The sequence below is a fragment of the Raoultella sp. T31 genome (genome assembly GCF_002806725.1).
GTDB lineage: Bacteria > Pseudomonadota > Gammaproteobacteria > Enterobacterales > Enterobacteriaceae > Klebsiella > Klebsiella electrica.
In genome coordinates this window covers 12757-30630 of the sequence record NZ_PIBO01000051.1, presented here as the reverse complement: position 1 = coordinate 30630, position 17874 = coordinate 12757, and the positions used below count along the sequence as shown (strand labels likewise).

Annotated in this window: 17 protein-coding genes; 2 read left to right on the top strand and 15 right to left on the bottom strand. The window is 47.8% G+C overall.

The window, feature by feature from the left end; genetic code table 11:
- Positions 1 to 97 precede the first annotated feature (97 nt).
- The 7 genes from CWM52_RS23560 to CWM52_RS23535 all read right to left on the bottom strand — a co-directional run bounded on the left by CWM52_RS23560 (position 98) and on the right by CWM52_RS23535 (position 6576).
- Positions 98 to 640, bottom strand: coding sequence for an STY4534 family ICE replication protein (locus tag CWM52_RS23560; protein ID WP_100686301.1), 543 nt, complete (start codon positions 638 to 640; stop codon positions 98 to 100).
- A gap of 400 nt (positions 641 to 1040) precedes the next feature.
- A complete protein-coding gene (locus CWM52_RS23555; protein WP_100686300.1) occupies positions 1041 to 1991 on the bottom strand; it encodes a reverse transcriptase family protein in 951 nt (316 codons plus the stop codon).
- The gene (locus CWM52_RS23550; protein ID WP_100686299.1) at positions 1969 to 2277 is read right to left on the bottom strand and encodes a helix-turn-helix domain-containing protein; all 309 of its coding nucleotides are present in this window, start codon (positions 2275 to 2277) and stop codon (positions 1969 to 1971) included. Before CWM52_RS23550 ends, CWM52_RS23555 begins: the two co-directional genes overlap by 23 nt.
- A gap of 37 nt (positions 2278 to 2314) precedes the next feature.
- Positions 2315 to 2473: a hypothetical protein gene (locus CWM52_RS26420; protein WP_165785430.1), complete on the bottom strand. Its 159-nt coding sequence runs from the start codon at positions 2471 to 2473 to the stop codon at positions 2315 to 2317.
- 800 nt (positions 2474 to 3273) lie between these two features.
- Entirely contained in the window at positions 3274 to 5277 is a 2004-nt protein-coding gene (locus CWM52_RS23545; RefSeq protein ID WP_100686298.1) for a DNA topoisomerase III, read from the bottom strand.
- Positions 5274 to 5684 (bottom strand): hypothetical protein, encoded by a 411-nt coding sequence (locus tag CWM52_RS23540; RefSeq protein ID WP_227521334.1) that lies wholly within the window; start codon positions 5682 to 5684, stop codon positions 5274 to 5276. Before CWM52_RS23540 ends, CWM52_RS23545 begins: the two co-directional genes overlap by 4 nt.
- Positions 5685 to 5823: 139 nt before the next feature.
- Positions 5824 to 6576, bottom strand: a complete 753-nt coding sequence (locus CWM52_RS23535; RefSeq protein WP_100686296.1) for a PFL_4669 family integrating conjugative element protein — start codon at positions 6574 to 6576, stop codon at positions 5824 to 5826.
- 227 nt (positions 6577 to 6803) lie between these two features.
- Here CWM52_RS23535 and CWM52_RS23530 point away from each other — a divergent pair, with 227 nt between their 5' ends.
- Entirely contained in the window at positions 6804 to 7703 is a 900-nt protein-coding gene (locus tag CWM52_RS23530) for an HNH endonuclease (RefSeq protein ID WP_100686295.1), read from the top strand.
- A gap of 70 nt (positions 7704 to 7773) precedes the next feature.
- Here the strand turns inward: CWM52_RS23530 and CWM52_RS23525 are convergent, their stop codons facing one another.
- The 8 genes from CWM52_RS23525 to CWM52_RS23490 all read right to left on the bottom strand — a co-directional run bounded on the left by CWM52_RS23525 (position 7774) and on the right by CWM52_RS23490 (position 16962).
- Positions 7774 to 8973 carry an STY4528 family pathogenicity island replication protein gene (locus CWM52_RS23525; RefSeq protein WP_100686294.1) on the bottom strand — a complete coding sequence of 400 codons (1200 nt, stop codon included), beginning with the start codon at positions 8971 to 8973 and terminating at the stop codon, positions 7774 to 7776.
- A complete protein-coding gene (locus CWM52_RS23520; RefSeq protein ID WP_100686293.1) occupies positions 8973 to 9497 on the bottom strand; it encodes a DUF2857 domain-containing protein in 525 nt (174 codons plus the stop codon). The genes CWM52_RS23525 and CWM52_RS23520 overlap by 1 nt, the downstream gene beginning before the upstream one ends.
- Before the next feature lie 81 nt (positions 9498 to 9578).
- Positions 9579 to 9821 carry a TraR/DksA C4-type zinc finger protein gene (locus CWM52_RS23515; RefSeq protein ID WP_100686292.1) on the bottom strand — a complete coding sequence of 81 codons (243 nt, stop codon included), beginning with the start codon at positions 9819 to 9821 and terminating at the stop codon, positions 9579 to 9581.
- Positions 9818 to 11431: a ParB family protein gene (locus CWM52_RS23510; protein WP_100686291.1), complete on the bottom strand. Its 1614-nt coding sequence runs from the start codon at positions 11429 to 11431 to the stop codon at positions 9818 to 9820. The genes CWM52_RS23515 and CWM52_RS23510 overlap by 4 nt, the downstream gene beginning before the upstream one ends.
- Positions 11421 to 12773: an SPI-7-type island replicative DNA helicase gene (dnaB-PI, locus tag CWM52_RS23505; protein WP_100686290.1), complete on the bottom strand. Its 1353-nt coding sequence runs from the start codon at positions 12771 to 12773 to the stop codon at positions 11421 to 11423. The genes CWM52_RS23510 and dnaB-PI overlap by 11 nt, the downstream gene beginning before the upstream one ends.
- Positions 12766 to 13155 carry a hypothetical protein gene (locus tag CWM52_RS23500; RefSeq protein WP_100686289.1) on the bottom strand — a complete coding sequence of 130 codons (390 nt, stop codon included), beginning with the start codon at positions 13153 to 13155 and terminating at the stop codon, positions 12766 to 12768. Before CWM52_RS23500 ends, dnaB-PI begins: the two co-directional genes overlap by 8 nt.
- Positions 13155 to 14030, bottom strand: a complete 876-nt coding sequence (locus tag CWM52_RS23495; protein WP_100686288.1) for a ParA family protein — start codon at positions 14028 to 14030, stop codon at positions 13155 to 13157. Before CWM52_RS23495 ends, CWM52_RS23500 begins: the two co-directional genes overlap by 1 nt.
- A 709-nt stretch (positions 14031 to 14739) precedes the next feature.
- Complete coding sequence (locus CWM52_RS23490) at positions 14740 to 16962, bottom strand: glycosyltransferase (protein ID WP_100686287.1); 2223 nt, start codon at positions 16960 to 16962, stop codon at positions 14740 to 14742.
- A 98-nt stretch (positions 16963 to 17060) separates the two neighbouring features.
- Between CWM52_RS23490 and CWM52_RS23485 the strand changes: the two genes are divergently transcribed.
- On the top strand, positions 17061 to 17870 hold the full coding sequence (locus CWM52_RS23485; RefSeq protein ID WP_100686286.1) for a polysaccharide pyruvyl transferase family protein: 810 nt from the start codon (positions 17061 to 17063) through the stop codon (positions 17868 to 17870).
- The last annotated feature ends 4 nt before the right edge of the window (positions 17871 to 17874 follow it).

The following is a 17874-nucleotide window of genomic DNA, read 5'->3' as shown; positions in this document are numbered from 1 at the left end:
GCCTGAGCGACCACCTTTAATCGGATGGCAATTACACAGAATTATTTACAGGGTCCACAAGGAGGGTTATAATATGGAGATTAGCTTCTTTCTGTTATCAATCTACTGAATCAGAAGACTCAGACTTTTCGGCTTTATGACTATATTTCATCTCTTGCCCCACTTTGATAAAACTGATTTTTATCAGTCTCGCTTTCAGTGACGCTCTTGATTCACCCGCATGATCGCCTTTAGTCAAAGTAAACACATCGGCAGTCAGATTACTGAGCTTAAAGCCGATAAGTACCTTTTTCTCTTCATTCACCGCATTCTGACAGCGTCTGATTAAAGACGTGGTCTGTTTACCCGACACCGTGACATCAAAACGCGTGTAATCCGGTTTTTCAGTTGAGCCATGCAACGCGTTAATCGTACAGCTCAGGAATGAACTCGTAGCGGTATTAATTTCGCGAATATTGCTCAGATAACCCAGCCCATCGATATGCAAATTAAAGTAGCTGGATTGTGGTTTCGGTTGTGCCGGTGCCGGAGCTGCTGATTGAGCTGGAGTTGCTGATTCAGCAGGAACGGGAGCCGGGGATTGCTTGCTGGCACTGCTTGTTTTAGCTTTAGCGGTGGTAGTTTTAGATGTTGTAGACATAGTGTTTCTCCTGGAAAAATTCGATAAACGGAGAAACATCCCAGCTGGGTGTTTTCCCGCTGGGGTGTCAGGCATCAAAGCGACGCTGACGATCTGTGGTTGAAGTGTACCTTTATCGCTATTGCGATCCCTGCTTTCAAAGGTTAAGCAAGGTTACCGCCCGAAGGCATCGTCTCTCAGGTCACGACGATTTTGGCTGGCAATCACCCGAAGGCGTCCCTCTCAGATTGCCGGGACATTGGCTGTTGTCGGAGACAACGGGGTAAGAGTGGGCATTGTTTTGAATTTGTAGGAAGAATGCAATAGGAAAATAAATGCCCCAATGAGTGTAGTCTTTCTTGATTTAAAAACCACATGGGAATACACGTTAGAGACAAAGAACCATGTCCCAATATAAAAATCACATTGCTGTATTGATTTTCAAAGTTAACACTTTTGATTTATAACGTTTTTCAATAACTCCCATTGAATGCAATCGCCCAAATAAAGTTTTCACCACCGATGTTTCTCTTGCTCTGTCCGCATCTTTGATCAATTTCCAGTATGCAATATCCCGAGCCATTAAGCGATGTTGTTCATTTCTCACCTTCATACACCCAGCAGTAACTATAACACCCGTCACTAATTTAGGCATGTATTCACTATATAGTTTCGTTTTAGTCGGATGCATTACATGACCATGTTTAGATATAATCCTTTTTACAACTGAACAAAATAAACGATTTACATTATCCCCTGAGAATGTCAAATCATCAACATATACTGTCATTTTTACTTTTAACTTATTGCACAGGACATTTAGCTCATCAAACATACGAGAATTAGCGAAAAAAGCTAATGGCATACTAATCCGACTTCCTGTTGGAAGTTGCCCATAACACGTACATATATGTGATAAAATATCAGCCACATCCGATGACATTTTCATTACCGAAAAATAGAATGAAAAAACCATATTTCGGGTCGTCGATGGGAAAAATGCTTTAACATCACTCGTCATCGTTTTTGATGTATTCAAATGAGCATGAGCATTTGTGATATTTGAACAGCCTTTTTTACCCGAATGTAGATACTCTGGTAAAGAAATCCTTGATAACAGACTGGCTATTCTGGTATGTACAATATCCAAGGCATCTAATGGTTTTTGTATTTTTCTTGGTTTACCCTTCTTAGATAGCTGTTCAAAAATAGAATAATTTCCTTCATCTTTTTTTAACAAGATCAAATCAGAAGTTGTGACACCGAGTAAGGCCGCTAATTTTTTTTTGCTTTTGAGCATAAAAAGAGGAGAATCATTAATGCCATAATTCTTATTTTTAGTTAAAATCTTAAGCTTTTTCCGTTTTTTCATTTTTTTTTCTCGCCCATTCTAATACATCCAATACTTTACCAGCCAAGTTTAAACGTAGTCGTTTAGATATACGCCCTTGAGTACCAAGAGTTTCAGAAAAGAAAACAAATGAAGGCACTGGGATATCAAAGTGAGAAGAGTAACGCTGGAGTACATCGACAGACGGGGACGACTCACCACTTTCAAGTTGCACTATTTTTTCTTTCGGGATGTTTAGTGCAAGAGATAACCCAGCGATGGATTCGTTGTGATATTGCCTTACAAGACGTAGAGCTCTATGTAGCACCCGCAACTCCTTACTAATTGAAACGAGGGAGGACACATTACAGATCGCCCCCTTCTAAGTAATCGATTAATCTTGTGATTAGATCAAATAGTCGGATACCCCATTTGAACGCCTCCCAAGCATAACCCATCCACTTTTTCCGGTTTGACTTGCTCTGTGCCTGCTGTTCGTTGGTTACTTTATCATCATTAAGCATGACTTGCTCCTTATGCCCCCAGTGTGTGAACGATTGCTCACTTAAACACTGAGGTTCGCCCTCATAAGGATGAGATTGAACAGCACTAGCTCCCAGCTCCACGAACCATTGGTCGCCCAATGGTTCGAATATCCATGCGCCATACCACCTGCTCTACGATGACCTCAACTTACCAAGGACACCGCAACCGACAGGGGCGTTGCGCGGGATAAATGGTAGAAAGCACGAAGCTTTCCTCGGGCTATTAACCCAATTGATGGCGGTATATCTCACTAACTAACCAATGATCAAATACTAGCAAGTTTCCCGCTTCGCTTGATTAAAATTATTTATATCTTTTTTCTATAAAAAAAATATATAAATAACAATATTGAATAAAAAACTAATTGCCTGACCTGTTACCTGCTAATCACACATCATAAGGTTGATCATGTCTGCTGATTGATATTTAGGTTTCACAAAAATCAGCTAAGATTTAAAATGCCGGAACGAGTGTGAGTCACTGCCTCGCCCCTAAAATTAAAAAGGCCCGATCCCATCCTGGTATCGGGCCTCTGAACCTGTACCACGGGTTCATCGTCAATGTCACTTCTCCGGGCCAGAGCCTTTTTTGGCCGACGTGTAATTTCACGGAGGGTCACGCCTTACAACCTCATCCAGGTAACAAAATGGGTTGCCATACTGTCCAATCGTCCACCTGTAGGTACGAAAAATCGGATTACCGCAGTCGCGGAGTACTTCAAAGCCATAAGCAAAATAGCAAATTCACACCATGCTTCCAACCAAAAATATAAAGCCAGTCAGACACTTTTCTTTGCCGGACTTTTCCGCCGACGAACGGACTTCTTCGCCCCGATATTCACAATCCCGTTGCAGTCAGGATAGCTGACACATCCCCAAAATGCGCCTGATTTCCCTGTGCGCTGGCGCGTTGTCCCACCGCAGATCGGACACGGCGGAGAAGGCGGTAACGTGATCTTAACGGTCTGCTGCTGCCCTTTTGCGACCAGTTGCGTTGTCCAGGCTGACTGTTTCGCCATAAAGTCATCAAGCGACATCCGGCCTTCAGCGATATCGTCCAGCGACTGCTCCCAGAGTGCCGTCATGCCCGGATCTTTAAGCTGTGCCGGTAATACATCCATCAAGTCACCGGCTATAGGTGTCGCCAGCAGATGCTTGCCTTTCTTCACTACAAAGCCACGCTTCAGCAACGTCTCAATTACGCCAGCCCGGGTCGCTTCCGTTCCCAGCCCCGCGTTCTCTTTGAGGATCTTTTTAAGACGAGGGTCGGTAACGAATTGCGCCGCATTCTTCATCGCGGCAATCAATGTCCCTTCCGTATAGTGCTCAGGTGGTTTCGTCTGCTGCGGTTTTGCTTCCGCTCCAGTGACCTGGCATACGCTCCCTTTAGCCATTGCAGGTAACCGGGCCTTGTCACCGGCATCGACTGCATCCTCTTCAGCATCTTTACCAAACAGACTCTTCCAGCCAGCAACGACCACAACCTTACCGCTGGCCTTGAATAACTGCCCCCCACAGCTCAGCGAAACCCGCGTGGCATCCACTTCATGGTTCGGCAGGAACTGGGCCAGATAATGCAGCCGGATAAGCTGGTAAACGTTGCGCTCCTGCTCACTCATTTTTGCCATGTCGCAGGGCTGCTTCGTGGGGATAATCCCGTGGTGTGCGGTAATCTTTTTGTCATTCCAGATACGGGAAACGTACTGCACATCAAGCCGCGAGACGATCGCAGATAAAGCCGGATCGCTTTGCTGTATCGAGGCCATCACCTGCCCGATCTCGCCACGCATTGATGTCGGCAGATAGCCGCAGTCGGTACGAGGGTAAGTCGTCGCTTTGTGGGTTTCATACAAAGCCTGCGCAATATCCAGCACCTGCTGAGCGCCATAGCCGAAACGACGGGAACAGGTTTGTTGTAGCGTACCGAGATCAAACGCCAGCGGAGCGGATTCGGTTTCCCTTTTGGTCTCAACCTCTGCCACCGTCGCCTGTACGGTTTTCTGACAAAGCTGAACCACCTGCTGAGCCGCTGTCGGATTTATACAGCGTTTTTCCTCATCGCAATACGCTGCCGCAGGCACCCACTGCGCCTGAAATACGATCCCTCCCGCCGCCAGCTGCGCCACAACATTCCAGTAAGGTTTCGGAACAAACTGCGCAATATCGCGATCGCGTTCCACGATCAGGTTAAGCGTCGGCGTCTGCACCCGCCCCACGGATAACACGCTACCGTAGCCGTTCTCCCGGGCCTTGACCGAATATAACCGCGTCATGTTCATACCAATTTGCCAGTCAGCCCGGGCACGGCCAAGACCGGCTAAATAGTAGGGTAAGGTCAAATTTCCGGGCTTTATCGCCGCCAACGCGGCGCGGACGCTGGCCTCATCCAGCGCCGAAAGCCATAACCGCTCAACCTTCCCCTGATAGCGGCAATAATCAAGGATTTCACGGGCAATCACCTCTCCTTCGCGATCTGCATCGGTGGCAATCACCACCGTATCAGCCTGCTTCAGCAATTTCTGGATGACGGAGAACTGAGCCGCCGCATCCGGTTTAACCTGCATTTGCCATGTTGTCGGCAATACCGGTAACACGTCAGTACGCCAGGGAACACCGAACTGTTCACCGTAGGCATCCGGGCTGGCCTGCTCCAGCAAGTGACCAAAACCCCAGGTGACGCACACGCCGTTTCCGGTCTGATGACCCGGCATTTTCTTTGTTGCGCCCAGCACGGCGGCAATATCCCGTCCCTGACTGGGCTTTTCACATAGAAATAGCCTCATCGGGTAGTCCCTTCCGCTACGCTCTTCATATTTTCAAACAACTTGCTGGTATAAGCCGCCGTGGCATGAGAAGCCAGCCCGGAACGAAAGGTGATATACATACGGCTACCTGAACCGTTTTTCTCCAGCTCGACCTGAACGCTGTCGTTGGTATTCTCGCTTCCCCAGTCGCGCCCCATTTTGTAGTAGCTGCCGGGTTGCCCATCCCATACCCATGCACCATCGGCTACTGAAGCGGCAGTCCACCCTCCACTTTGCGTACCGTTGTTACGTAGCTGCGCTACTTCTTCAGCCGAGATAAAGCGGTAGTAGCGTTTTACCCGCGCCGCTACCGTATCAACATCAACGGGAACACGGTATTCCTGCGCGATTTTGTGGCTGGCCTGCGGTACGCCTTTCGACAACACTACCGGACCACTGTCTGCCGGTGCGAAACCGACTGAGAAGATCCTACCGCTAATCTGGTTTATCGCACTGTTGACACTGTCAACACTCGCACAGCCACTCAGGCAGTTACTCAGGACGAACAATCCGGTAAAAGCTGTTTTATTGCTGATCATTCTGTACCTCCTGCTTTGCCGCTTTCTCTTCGCGAGACTGGCGTTTAAAGGTGGCTTTCAGCACCTTAATACTTTCGGCGCTTACCAGCGGAGAAAAGCGGGAACGGCGGGTTCCCAGCAGGATCGCCCTGTCCAGTTCCCCAAATTGTTCGATAGCCTGCCGGGCAACATCGTTATTTGAAGCTATATCCTGGCGGGTAACGGGATGCGAACGGTAACGCAGGGCAACCGAGAAGATACGGCGAATTTGATGGCTACCGCGATGTAACCAGGCTTTTCGCTCTTTCAGCGACATCAGACCGTAATGATGAGCCTGAAAGACACGCAGAATAAGCTGATCGAATCCAACAAGGAGATAAACGCAGCGGTATCCCAGCGGGGTATGACTGTGCACACCGATATTCAGCGGTGCGGTGGAAGTGACTCCGGAAACAGAAGCGTTAGCAGGCAGCATCGCCATCAGGGCATCGATATCGTTCAGCCATTTCTGGAGCTGTTGGCTGGCCGTTTCCAGCAGTGTTTCCACTTCCACCAGAGCCGCATCCGCCCACGGATTATCGGCCAGTGAATCGCGGTTAATCCGGGAAATAAGACGGAAAAACAACGGCATTCCGATGAGCGAAGGCTTACCATCCGAAGCTGGTCGCCCGCTCCAGGTGTTAATGGCGTATTGGGTATGCAGCTCGATGCGCAGCTCAGAATGCAGCGCACCGGCTTTCTTTTCTGTCTTGTCTGACATGGTATCCATCCGTTGAAAATTAACGATAACGAGATGGAAATGGTTATGGATTGATAAGGTCAGGAACAACGGGAAACTATTTTTGCAAAAAATAAAAAAATTAGTCTATCCTGTCCCCATCCCATTTTGATGGATTGTCCAATGTTTTCACTTTATTCATTTAACTCACGAACATTGCATCTTAAACATACGTAGGATTAGCACCAGACCTCCGAGGATTATCAACAATGCTGTGTATTTTTTGTGCAGGTGATTCTACCGACTCTCGAAGTGTTGAACATATCATGCCAGAGTCAATCGGAAGTAAGAAACGCGTACTTCCGCGTGGTGTCGTTTGCGATAAATGCAATAACTATTTTGCACGTAAAGTCGAACAACCTATTTTAAACCACCCATGGATGAGAAATATTCGGGCTTGGCAGCAAATCCCAAATAAAAGGGGATCATATCAATCTTTAGTTGGTCACATTGCAGGAACAGAAATAGCAGTTAACATGCGCCGTTCAAAAAACGGCAGTCTGCAATTAGACACAGAAAATAAGAATGACCAAAAAATACTTCAAAGGGTTATAGCTGAGAATTTTGAGCAACCACTGATATTCACTATTGAAGACAATCCACCAAAAAAAGAAATGTCTAGATTTCTTTGTAAAATGGCATACGAAACATTTGCAGAGTTGTTTTGCAAAACTCCACAGGGTACAGCTACTTTAATCCACGAACCGTTCCTGAATAATATACGCAGATATGCCCGATATGGCGATAACTTCAAAGAATGGCCATTCTCACAGCGTCGTATTTTTCCGCATGACACGTTAATGCTGCATCCAACAAAAAATGAATGGGTTCATGCCGGATTTGGATGTGGATTATTTATGAATAAGCGACGAGAAACACTTTTTGGATTTATTTTCTATGGAATAGAATTCGTCATTAATATTGGAGGCCCATCTATAGCAGGCTATCGCGAATGGCTAAGTGATCACGCAGGAATCAGCCCAATGGTTGAACGCCTCGGGTGTTATCTTGAACACGCAGAGGATGGTAAATATTATCTTCACGGCGAGTTTAACGCATCCAATGGGTTAGAATTTGATAAAAAACATGGATATGCGCCTTACAAGTGAGGTGACTAATATTAAAACAAGAACGTATTCCATCATTAAAGAGGTGTTGACACTGTCAACACTGTTCACTTTATGACCTGAAATAACTCCCCCTGATCTCTGCCATCACACCAGACACAAACTCTCTCCGTGCTCGTTTGACTTCTTTTTTCTCGCCAAATGGTGGGATAGTCACCGATTTCTGCTTTGCAGGAGGATGCACTGCCACCACGTCACCGACGTTAAACTGCCCTTCCCTTGCCCGTTTCAGGTTCGCCAGCAGGTAGGCCGTGACGTTCCTGACCTCCGTCGCTTTCATGCGACCAGCCAGATCGTCCAGCATCCGCTGTCCCAGCCCGTCAGGTAACGCGCTAAGTTGCTGCTCCAGCATATCCCTGTCGGGCGTATTCAGCCGTTCGATTATCGCCGTCGGCCATGACAACCGACGTTCGCCCCCTACGTACGTATCTTTTACACTCTGTGTAAAACTACGTACGTAACGGTTCGATTTTCGAACTAAGCCGCCATCCCTTGATTTCCGGCTTAGTTCGGAATCCGAACCCGGTAAAATATCCCCTTTTAGAACGCCAAGTTCGGATTCCGAACTCTGTGAATTTTGACCTGGTTCGGTTTCAGAACCAAAAGCTTTCTTCTGCCGTGATGATACCATTTCCTGCGGAGTTTGTGGTGTGGATAGCCGGGCTTCGATCAGTGCAACGCGCGAGTGCCGGTGGCGCATACGGGTATCGGCTTTGATATCCTGCAAAACGTCCAGCGCCGTCAGGCGTATCGTTTTATTGGTGTGTCGACAGGCATCAGCAACAGCATCAAGCCAGCCGGGATCGAAGTATTCCGCATCAAACAGTCCCAGCGGCTCATCATGTTGAGCATAGATATTGCCGCGAATACGTCCGGATTTATCCCTGACACGCTTGCAGAGACTCAGCCAGCCGGTGAGGCGTAGCATTAACAGCGCCCGGCTGACCGTCTCCCGGGACGCTTTATCCGAATGGGGAAGCGCCAGTTGGCACTGCAATTCATCGTAGGTAGGAAAAACAGCGCCCTCGTTCTGCTGGGCGTACAGCCGGATCATCACCCACGCCATCTTATCCAGTGGCGATAACCTGCTATCCAGAAATAAACGCCGGGGAACGGCATCATGCACGTTCCCCAGAAAGAGCAATCCGCTCTGTTCATTACTTTGCTCGCCGGACTGCTCTTTTTGCTCAATCCGGTTTTGCATCTTCGCCAGCGTACGCTGGATAACATCATCGACGGGAACAACGGCCATCAGGCGGCACTCCATCCTTTGGTTAGCGTCCAGACTGAAGTTAACGAAATGTCCTGCTGTTCAGCGATTAGCATCATGGCCTCCAGAGCATCCAGCGATTCCAGGTTGTCAACGTTCGATGCCTTCCACTGCTGCCACACCGCCAGCTCCTGTTCTTCTGTCGGGATCTGGCTGCGCCCCTGCCGGGTTACAACACCGACCAGGCGTCGCCGGGAACTGACTTCCGACGCTGTCAGACCGAAAAAACACTGCATCAGCTCGATAGAGCCGCCCAGCGTTAACGCCCTGTCGATCCGTTGCGCCCGGGTCTGCTCACGACGGGCCTGCGCCAGCATGGTATTCAGGTTGGTATGGTTGATGCGGAAGGTCAGAAGCGATACCTGTGTATTCACCAGATAATGCAGATCCTCAACGGTTAGTCTGTTTAGTTCCTGAATCTCTTCCAGCGTTAACCCCATCGCCTCACAACGGCGGATATTGCCCGACTTCAGCTCCATAACTATCTGCGTTAACAGTGCATTCATCGCGCACTCCCTCCATAAATAATCGCAATATCAACAGCCCATACCAGAAAACAAAGCAGAATAACGATCCATGATGTGGCTTCAGCTTTCATCGAATCCTCCATATCCAACACGCCGCCGAAACTCGGCAATGGTCTGACATTCAACGCACAGCCTGACGCCCGGAACAGCTCTGCGACGGGCTTCCGGGATCTCATGTCCGCAGAGTTCACATTCAGCGGACGATATCGCCGGTGATATCAATGAAGAGCGAATCCGCTCGACCTGGCTATCGACCATCAGTTGGGTCACTTCCTGCGCCTCATCAACCCAGTCAGCTTTCATGCTGCGCCCTCCCCGAATGTCTGGCGTTGCAGCTCGCGCAACCGGCGCACTACCCTGATTAAACGCAGAAATTTCACTGTATACACATCATTGAATAAGGGTTCATCAAACGGACTGGACGCACCGAGAAGAAATCCGGTTAAGGCCGATAACGGGGTATAAGATCCGCCACCGCACAATGCGGCCAGCAGCTCACCATTCGCATTTGGCGGGAGAGAATATCCTGCGCCCAAGAGAGATTTATCTTCCTGAACAGCATCTTCAATCCCCATCACCTCCGCCAGTTCGAACGCCAGGCGAAATGCGATGTCCTGTAGATGTTCAACATCATCCTGTAACACCGGGATATGCCAGATGTCGGTTACCGGCTCCAGCCCACTTGCGGCAAAAGTAATGGTGTTTGCTGGCGGTTCCTGAAACTGGCCGCCAGTACAATCACCTGGCTCTTGCTCAACACCTGGAGGAGCGTCGGGTAATTCAGATGTCGAATCTCCAGGTATATTCCCCCCATAAAGATCCAGCTGTTCTTCATCGGGCGGTAGATCAATATGATCAGAAGGGTCGCCCCCGGTAGTGACAGGCTTTTTCTCCTTTAATCCGGAATCAATGGCAACGGAGGGCGGCTCAGCAGCCGGTGGTGGTGAAGGCTCATCATGGGTTTTGTCTGCATCCAGAACATGCTGGGGAAGTGGCTCCGGCGCTCCAAACAGTTTGCGCCGGTTCTGTTCCTGCGGGTCAAGCTCAATCAGCCAGCTATCATAGGTCAGTTGCGGATCGGGCATTGCCTTCAGCAGGACCGCAATCAGCTCTTCTTTAAAGATGTCGGCTGAGTAGTGATCCGGGTCGTCAAAAGCACGGCAGACACCGCCAAATACATCATTAAATTCCTGTTCCGGCGGCAACGTGACGTTCTGGCTGAATGTTTGCCAGGCTTTTTCCGCCGCAGTTCGTAGCGCGATAAGCTGGGTTATCTGGGGCCGTCCCATCCCCGAATGAAGCAGGTTGGGCATCCACGGCCAGAGGTGTTCGATTGTTGCCACCATACGGCTTATATTCGAATGGTGAACCGGATAACCCGCCTCTTTCAGCAGATCGGCCAGTTCGCGCTGACTCACTTCTCGCCCCAGTTGTTCCTCATAGATAGCTCGCGCCTTCTCGATGCCAAAGGCTTTCTCAATAAATGACAGCTCGCCACGCACATCATTCTCGGCCAGATGGCCGATAACGCACTGCAAACGCCCCGGCCACGGTTTCACGATGCACTGAACACGGCGAAAACGCTCATCGCCTGTTTCTGCATACAGTTCCGTCAGAATGGAATAGCGAGTGTTGCCGCCATCACTGAAGATATAAACATCCTCCGGGTTTTGCGGATCTCTGGTGACTTTTGGCACCGAATCCAGCCCCCGGGCGCGGATCGACGCTTTGATATCTTCATACTTCGGATTACGGGAGGTTCGGGGGTTATCCGGATTGGGACGCAACTGTTCCAGCGTCAGCGCCATCGGCATTTCATTGACCGGCAACACCACAGGGGAGCTTTCAGTATTCGGAGTACGACCCCGCTGAAGTAGCTTTTCGCCCAGTTGGCTGGATTTCTTAGAAGTCATAGCGACCTCCGGTGAAATCCTCGAAACGGGTGATCTCTGCCTGATACTGCACTTTTACGGTGCCAATCGGGCCGTTACGCTGCTTGCCGAGAATAATTTCGGCCACACCCGGTTCATGCGTATCGGCGTCATACACTTCGTCCCGATAGACGAACATAATCAGATCGGCATCCTGCTCCAGCGCCCCGGAGTCACGCAGATCGCCATTGTTCGGGCGCTTATCTGCCCGGCTTTCCAGTGACCGGTTGAGCTGTGACAGCGCCACTACCGGGCAGCCAATTTCTTTCGCCAGCGCTTTGAGTGAACGGGATATTTCCGCGATCTCCTGCGTCCGGTTCTCCTGCCCCGGGCAGCGCATCAGTTGCAGATAATCCAGCAGAATCAACGAGGGATGGCCGTATCTACGGATATTCTTTCTCACCCGGGAGCGCAGGATTGTCGGTGTCATATAGCTGGAATCATCAATCACCAGCCGACCTTTCCAGTCCTCAAGCAGGACTTTCATTGCTGCACTGACCCGTGCCCAGTCTTCATCCTGCATATCGCCATTGCGCAGATGTTGCAGAGGAACACGCCCCAGCATGGCAGTAAAGCGCATCAATAACTGCTCAGTAGGCATTTCCAGACTGTAGACCTGCACCGCCATATCCGGGCGCTCGTTCAATGCCCCTTCGCAAAATGCCAGCCCCAGCGCGGTTTTCCCCATCGACGGACGACCAGCCAGTAGAATCAGGTCGCTGGACTGGAAGCCACTAGTCATCGTATTCAGTTGAACAAAGCCGGTAGGCGTACCGGTAATGAGATCTTCACTACCGCAACGTTGCTCTAATCGGTTGAGGAAGACTTCTAGTGAAGCTGGCAGATCAACATTGTCATCCGGAGCTTGCTGTTCGGCAATGGCAAAGATGCGGCGCTCAGCTTCATCCAGTAACATCATCAGGTCACTTCTGGCGTCGCTGGCCTGCCCGACCAGATCGTACCCCAGCGCCAGTAACTGACGTTTCTGGCCGTAGCTGGCAACATACTCCGCATAAGCCACGATATTGGCCGCGCTGGGCGTATTTTTGGAAAGTTCGGCAAGATAGGCAAAACCGCCGCACTGCTCCAGCGTCCCCTGCTGCTCCATTGATTCAGCCAGGGTAATTAAATCGATGGGTTTATTCTGAAGTAGCAACGTCTGCATTGCGGAGAAAATCACACCGTGCGGCCGCGAGTAGAAGCGGTCAGCAGAAACAATCGTGGCAATGTCATCCCAGCGATCGTTATCAAGCATCAAGCCACCAAGGACGGCTTGTTCGGCGCTGACTGAATGCGGCGGCGATATCTGTTCGACGTTATTCATGCTGGCCTCCGACACTACGACATTCAACCAACGCTTTATTCAGACGGGCCAGCCAGGACGGGGAGACGAGAAACAGCGGCCAGCCATCACGTTCGGCATCAAGATAAACGGCGGAACCATTGGAATAACCGACCTCAAATAAACGCCAGTCACGGGGGGAATCAGTCTCCATATCCATGCTGAGATCAACAAGCTGGTTATCCGGCATCAGACCCCATACTTCGAGCTGGAATTCACAACATTCCCACATCGCCTCCAGTAGGCCAGGGATTTTTTCCAGAGCGTCAGAATAGGTTTTGGCTTCAAAAAAGACCCATTGCTCATCAACTTTTACCCGGCCATCGCGAGCTACGAGACTGTAATTTGCACGATAAAGTGTCATTACTTATCCCCCTTCGGCTGGTTTTCCAGTACCGCTCCAAAGCTGTCTCGCCATTCGGGAAATAATTCACAGGCTAGATCGTGCATGGTCTGCGCAGCTGGCAGGCTCTTACGGTCTGTATGGTATTCTAGGCGGTGAGCGGGTTGCCCTCGTGTATGACCTAGCTTATAGACTTCAAGATCGTAGATTTGGGTTTCGAGCAGAGTGACAGGGGGAATATCTGCTTTGCTATACGTTCCATCAGCAATAATCGTGGTTAATGCACTCAGCGCTTCTTCAGCCAGCAGGGTGTAATCCATGCAGTTGACCAGGACTTTCATCGGCGGCAACGCAATACCAAACCCACGGTAGGGAAGCAGTTCTTCCATCAGCGTTACCGTTCCTCTCAGGAACTCGCGGACATCCGGCACCACTGGCTTAACCATCGCTACTGCCGTATGTGATGTTGCCAGCAGTACCAGTTCCAGCATGATGGAACGAGCGCCCTGCGAATCAATGATGATCACATCGTAATGAGCGAACAGCGGATGTTGGAGCAGATTACGTAAGCGAATACGGCCATCCGGCGCGTGCATCATGGCCGTCTTGAGTTGTTCATGAGGATCATTCGAGATAATCAGATCAAGATTATCAATGCTGGTCCGGGAAATCAGTTGCTCAGGACGGTTGAGATCCACGGTATGCATCAGCAATTCGAAAAGACCACATGGCGCTTCATAACGTAAGGAGTAGTAACTGGAGGTAGTAGGCTGGGCATAGTCGCCGTCAATCAGAAGGGTTTTGATACCGGCGTCGGCACAGAAGCCAGCCAGGTTAGCGGAGTGAGTGGATTTACCTTCACCGCCTTTGGTAGAAATTACTGAAATTACATGCATATAAGTCACCTGTGTACGGTTTACAGGTAACAAACGTTCTATGCGTGTTTAAATCAGGGATTGAAAATCCCCGTGTCCTTGGTTCGATTCCGAGTCCGGCACCACTATTTAAAGAAACCAGCCTACGGGCTGGTTTTTTGCTTTCTGCAATACGGACTCTCCATCGAACTTCGTTCGATTATTCGCGGCAAGCCGCTCACCCCTTCGGGGCCAGCGCGCGATACAGAACTCTTCCACAGACTTTTCCCACTTTTTGCACGGCGTACAAAGTTGCGCTATCTCGCCATTGCCGGCAATCAGCACGTTACCATCTCAGACTGCCTCCCTTCACACTGCCCGTAGCGTCAGAGCGCCCTCTTATCGCCAGTTCCCGCTTAGCCCCCGTTATAGCCGCGGGTCCCGCTTAGAAATCCGCGACTGCGGCATATGATAAGCGACACCTGATAGAGTTCGTAACCGTAGCGATAGCTTTCATTTTAGAGTTTAAACCTTACTCTCTGAGGTCCCACTTTCACTGATGACGGGTAGCACAGTCTGAAAGCAGCGTTTCAACGCCAGAATAAATATTCTGCTTGTTGGCAATCCAACATAAATGATGGGATAAAAAACATTCTGATATCAGGAGGTGAATCTATTGCTCCTGAATAATTAAAATTCGCTGAAAGTTAACATTATTTTCGCGGAGCCCTTTCAGGCCCCGCGAATTATTTTATTTTAACATTGACTTCACTTTCCTGGCCACCCGGCGAACCAGACTGGTGCCTCGTCTTGCGCCCTGGACATGAATTGCTTCATACAGAGCATTAAAGCGGTCATGGGCCCAACCATCTCTCTGCTGAGAAATAAGACCATCAACCTTATTATTTAAAAGCTGTAACTCATTACTGACTGAATGACTGCCATTAATGCTGCGCAACCGACTCACTTCGCTCTCAAGCTCATGAATCTTTTCGAGGTAGGAAGGCATCAACCCCATTGCATAGTTATATTTAACATTCTCATCCATAAATGGACGGAAACTACGGTAGTTGTTTTTACTCTTATTTCCACTTAACAACATGCCGGAGTTTGCAACTCTATACCAAAATAGAGGTTCCGGGACGACTTGCAATTTATATCCCTGTAACGATACTTTGGCAAAAAACTCCCAGTCTTCATGACCTAAACCGTAATCCTCAGTAAATCCGCCCACTTTTTCGAAAACTTCTTTTCTGATCAGCGCATTAGCATCGCCAAAGCAGTTACTAAAGCTGGCGATATTTAAATCAGGTCCTAACGGAAGCCAGCAGTGCGTCATTTTACGGAACGGAGAAGGGAACTCCTCACCAAAAATAAGATCGCTTGGTGTGGTTAACACATCGGCCCCGGAGTTTAATGCTGCCGTAACAAACGTTTCCACCTCAAAAGGCTTAGCGACATTATCATCATCCATAAACATCAGATATTCGCCGGAGGCGTGTCGCGCAGCCAAATTCCTTGCAGCGCCCAGATAGTTATTAGAACTACGGACGATTTTCCAGCCTCGTGAGTTAAAGTCATTCTCGATGAGATTCAAATAACGATGAGACTCTTCTGTCGTACTTCCATCATCGACCAGGATAACCTCAATATTTTGGTACGTCTGAGATTTTATTGAGGCGAGTGCTTGCTGGAGCAAATGGTGACGTTCGAAGTGAGTGATACACACGCTAACTAATGGGCTGTTAGCTTCATCGATTTTCTTGAATACGCAGTTGTTTTTTCGTTCAACTGCGGCAAACCAGGCTTCTTTAATATTTTCTTGTGATTCAACAAGCCCTGGTTTGATATTTATATTTTTTAACCGATAGTGAATTTTACCGTATAAATCGACAGGTGTAGGAGTAAACAGAACCTCCGCATGATGTTCCTGCGGAATAAGCTCTGGAATTCCGCCAACGTTTGAGGCGAGGAAATTAACGTTATTAATCAAGCATTCATAAACGGTATAGGGTGAGTTTTCTACAAGCGATGGGATGATGACTAATACATTTTTTCTTTTTATATATTCGTTGGCATTGGTACGATCATAATCGCTGATGATATTAACTGCGAGTCCCAAATTTTTAGTCTGATTCATAATATAGGTAAATGAATCAGTTTTCCCCATCGTGACATTTTTTCCGAGGAAGGTTACACCAGAGACGGTCTCTTTATCTTCGTCAGATAGTTTTCTTAATGCGCGGAGGAATATATCAAGCCCTTTACGGGTTTCAAGCCGGCCGAAAAATACAAGCTCAACGCCAGAAGCTGGTTTTTCATTTGTTTTAACTATAACATCGCTTCTTGTTTCAAACCCTTGAAATGGCTCACAATTTAAAATGACATGGCGTTCTTCAGGTACATTCCAGTGCTTACTCAACATCCAGTCAATTAAATACTGAGACGGACTAACAACTTCATCCGCCATCTCAACCACCATTTTCTCCATATAATAGAGTTCAAGATGATTCTGATCATATGGGAGCTGGTAATTACCTTCATCAGCCCATAACGTTGAGCTGTGAGTATTTACAATGAACTTCGTGTTTTCAAAATCAGTACCATTCTTTTTACTTAATAAAGTGTAATAAAGATCTGCCTGCCATTCACAAGAAATAACAGTGTCATAGATATTATTTTCTTTCAACCACAGCAAAATTGAATAGCTTTTCCTTCTAAAATAAGGCGCATCAATATTAATCTCTTTTACCAGCCCGGTGCTTAGCAGATTGATACCAAAGGTACTATAAATACGTGACCAGTCGCTAAATTTTGATACAGATGATTCCGAATAGTCACCACATGTATACAATACATCGACATCATACCCCTTTTTTGCCAAAGTAGTGGCAAGGGCAGTGAAAGCAGTACCAATGCCGCCGTTACGGACAGGCCCCTCAATGTCCGGCGTCATTATAAGAACTTTCTTCATTGTAATCTTTCCTTAGTAACCTAGACTTTTCTATAATAATGAGTGAGTTGAAGTAGTATAAGATAGCAATCGGTAGCTTCTGTTAAACAGGATAAAAAATGGCCAATGCAGAGTTAAAATTTGATTTATTTCTAAAATCCTATCATCCATCTCATCGATTTGTCTATAAGGCAAACCCTGGTAATGCTGGTGATGGCGTGATTGCATCTGCGACGTATGACTTTTTCGAACGAAATGCTCTTACCTATGTCCCTTACAGAGATGGCGAGCACTACAACTCTGATACTGATATTTTAATTTTTGGCGGCGGAGGAAACTTGATAGAAGGATTGTATTCTGAAGGTCGTGACTTTATCCACAATAATATTAAAAAATTTCATAAAGTAATAATCATGCCGTCGACAATCAGAGGGTATAGCGATTTATTCACTAGCAACATTGATAAGCTAGTTGTTTTTTGCCGAGAAAATACCACTTTCGATTATATTAAATCTCTCAACTACGAAACAAACAAGAACGTATTCATTACTGATGATATGGCATTTTATCTCGATCTTAGTAAATACCTGTCACTTAAACCTGTCTATAAAAAACAGGCCAATTGCTTCAGAACGGACTCCGAATCGCTAACTGGAGACTATAAAGAAAACAACCATGATATTTCGCTCACCTGGAACGGCGACTATTGGGATAATGAATTTCTGGCGCGCAACTCTACCCGTTGCATGATAAATTTTCTTGAAGAGTATAAAATTGTCAACACCGACAGACTGCATGTGGCAATTTTAGCATCTCTGCTTGGTAAAGAAGTAAACTTCTATCCTAACTCATACTACAAAAATGAAGCTGTTTATAATTATTCACTTTTGAATCATTATCCAAAAACATGCTTTATTACGACAAGTTGAAAAA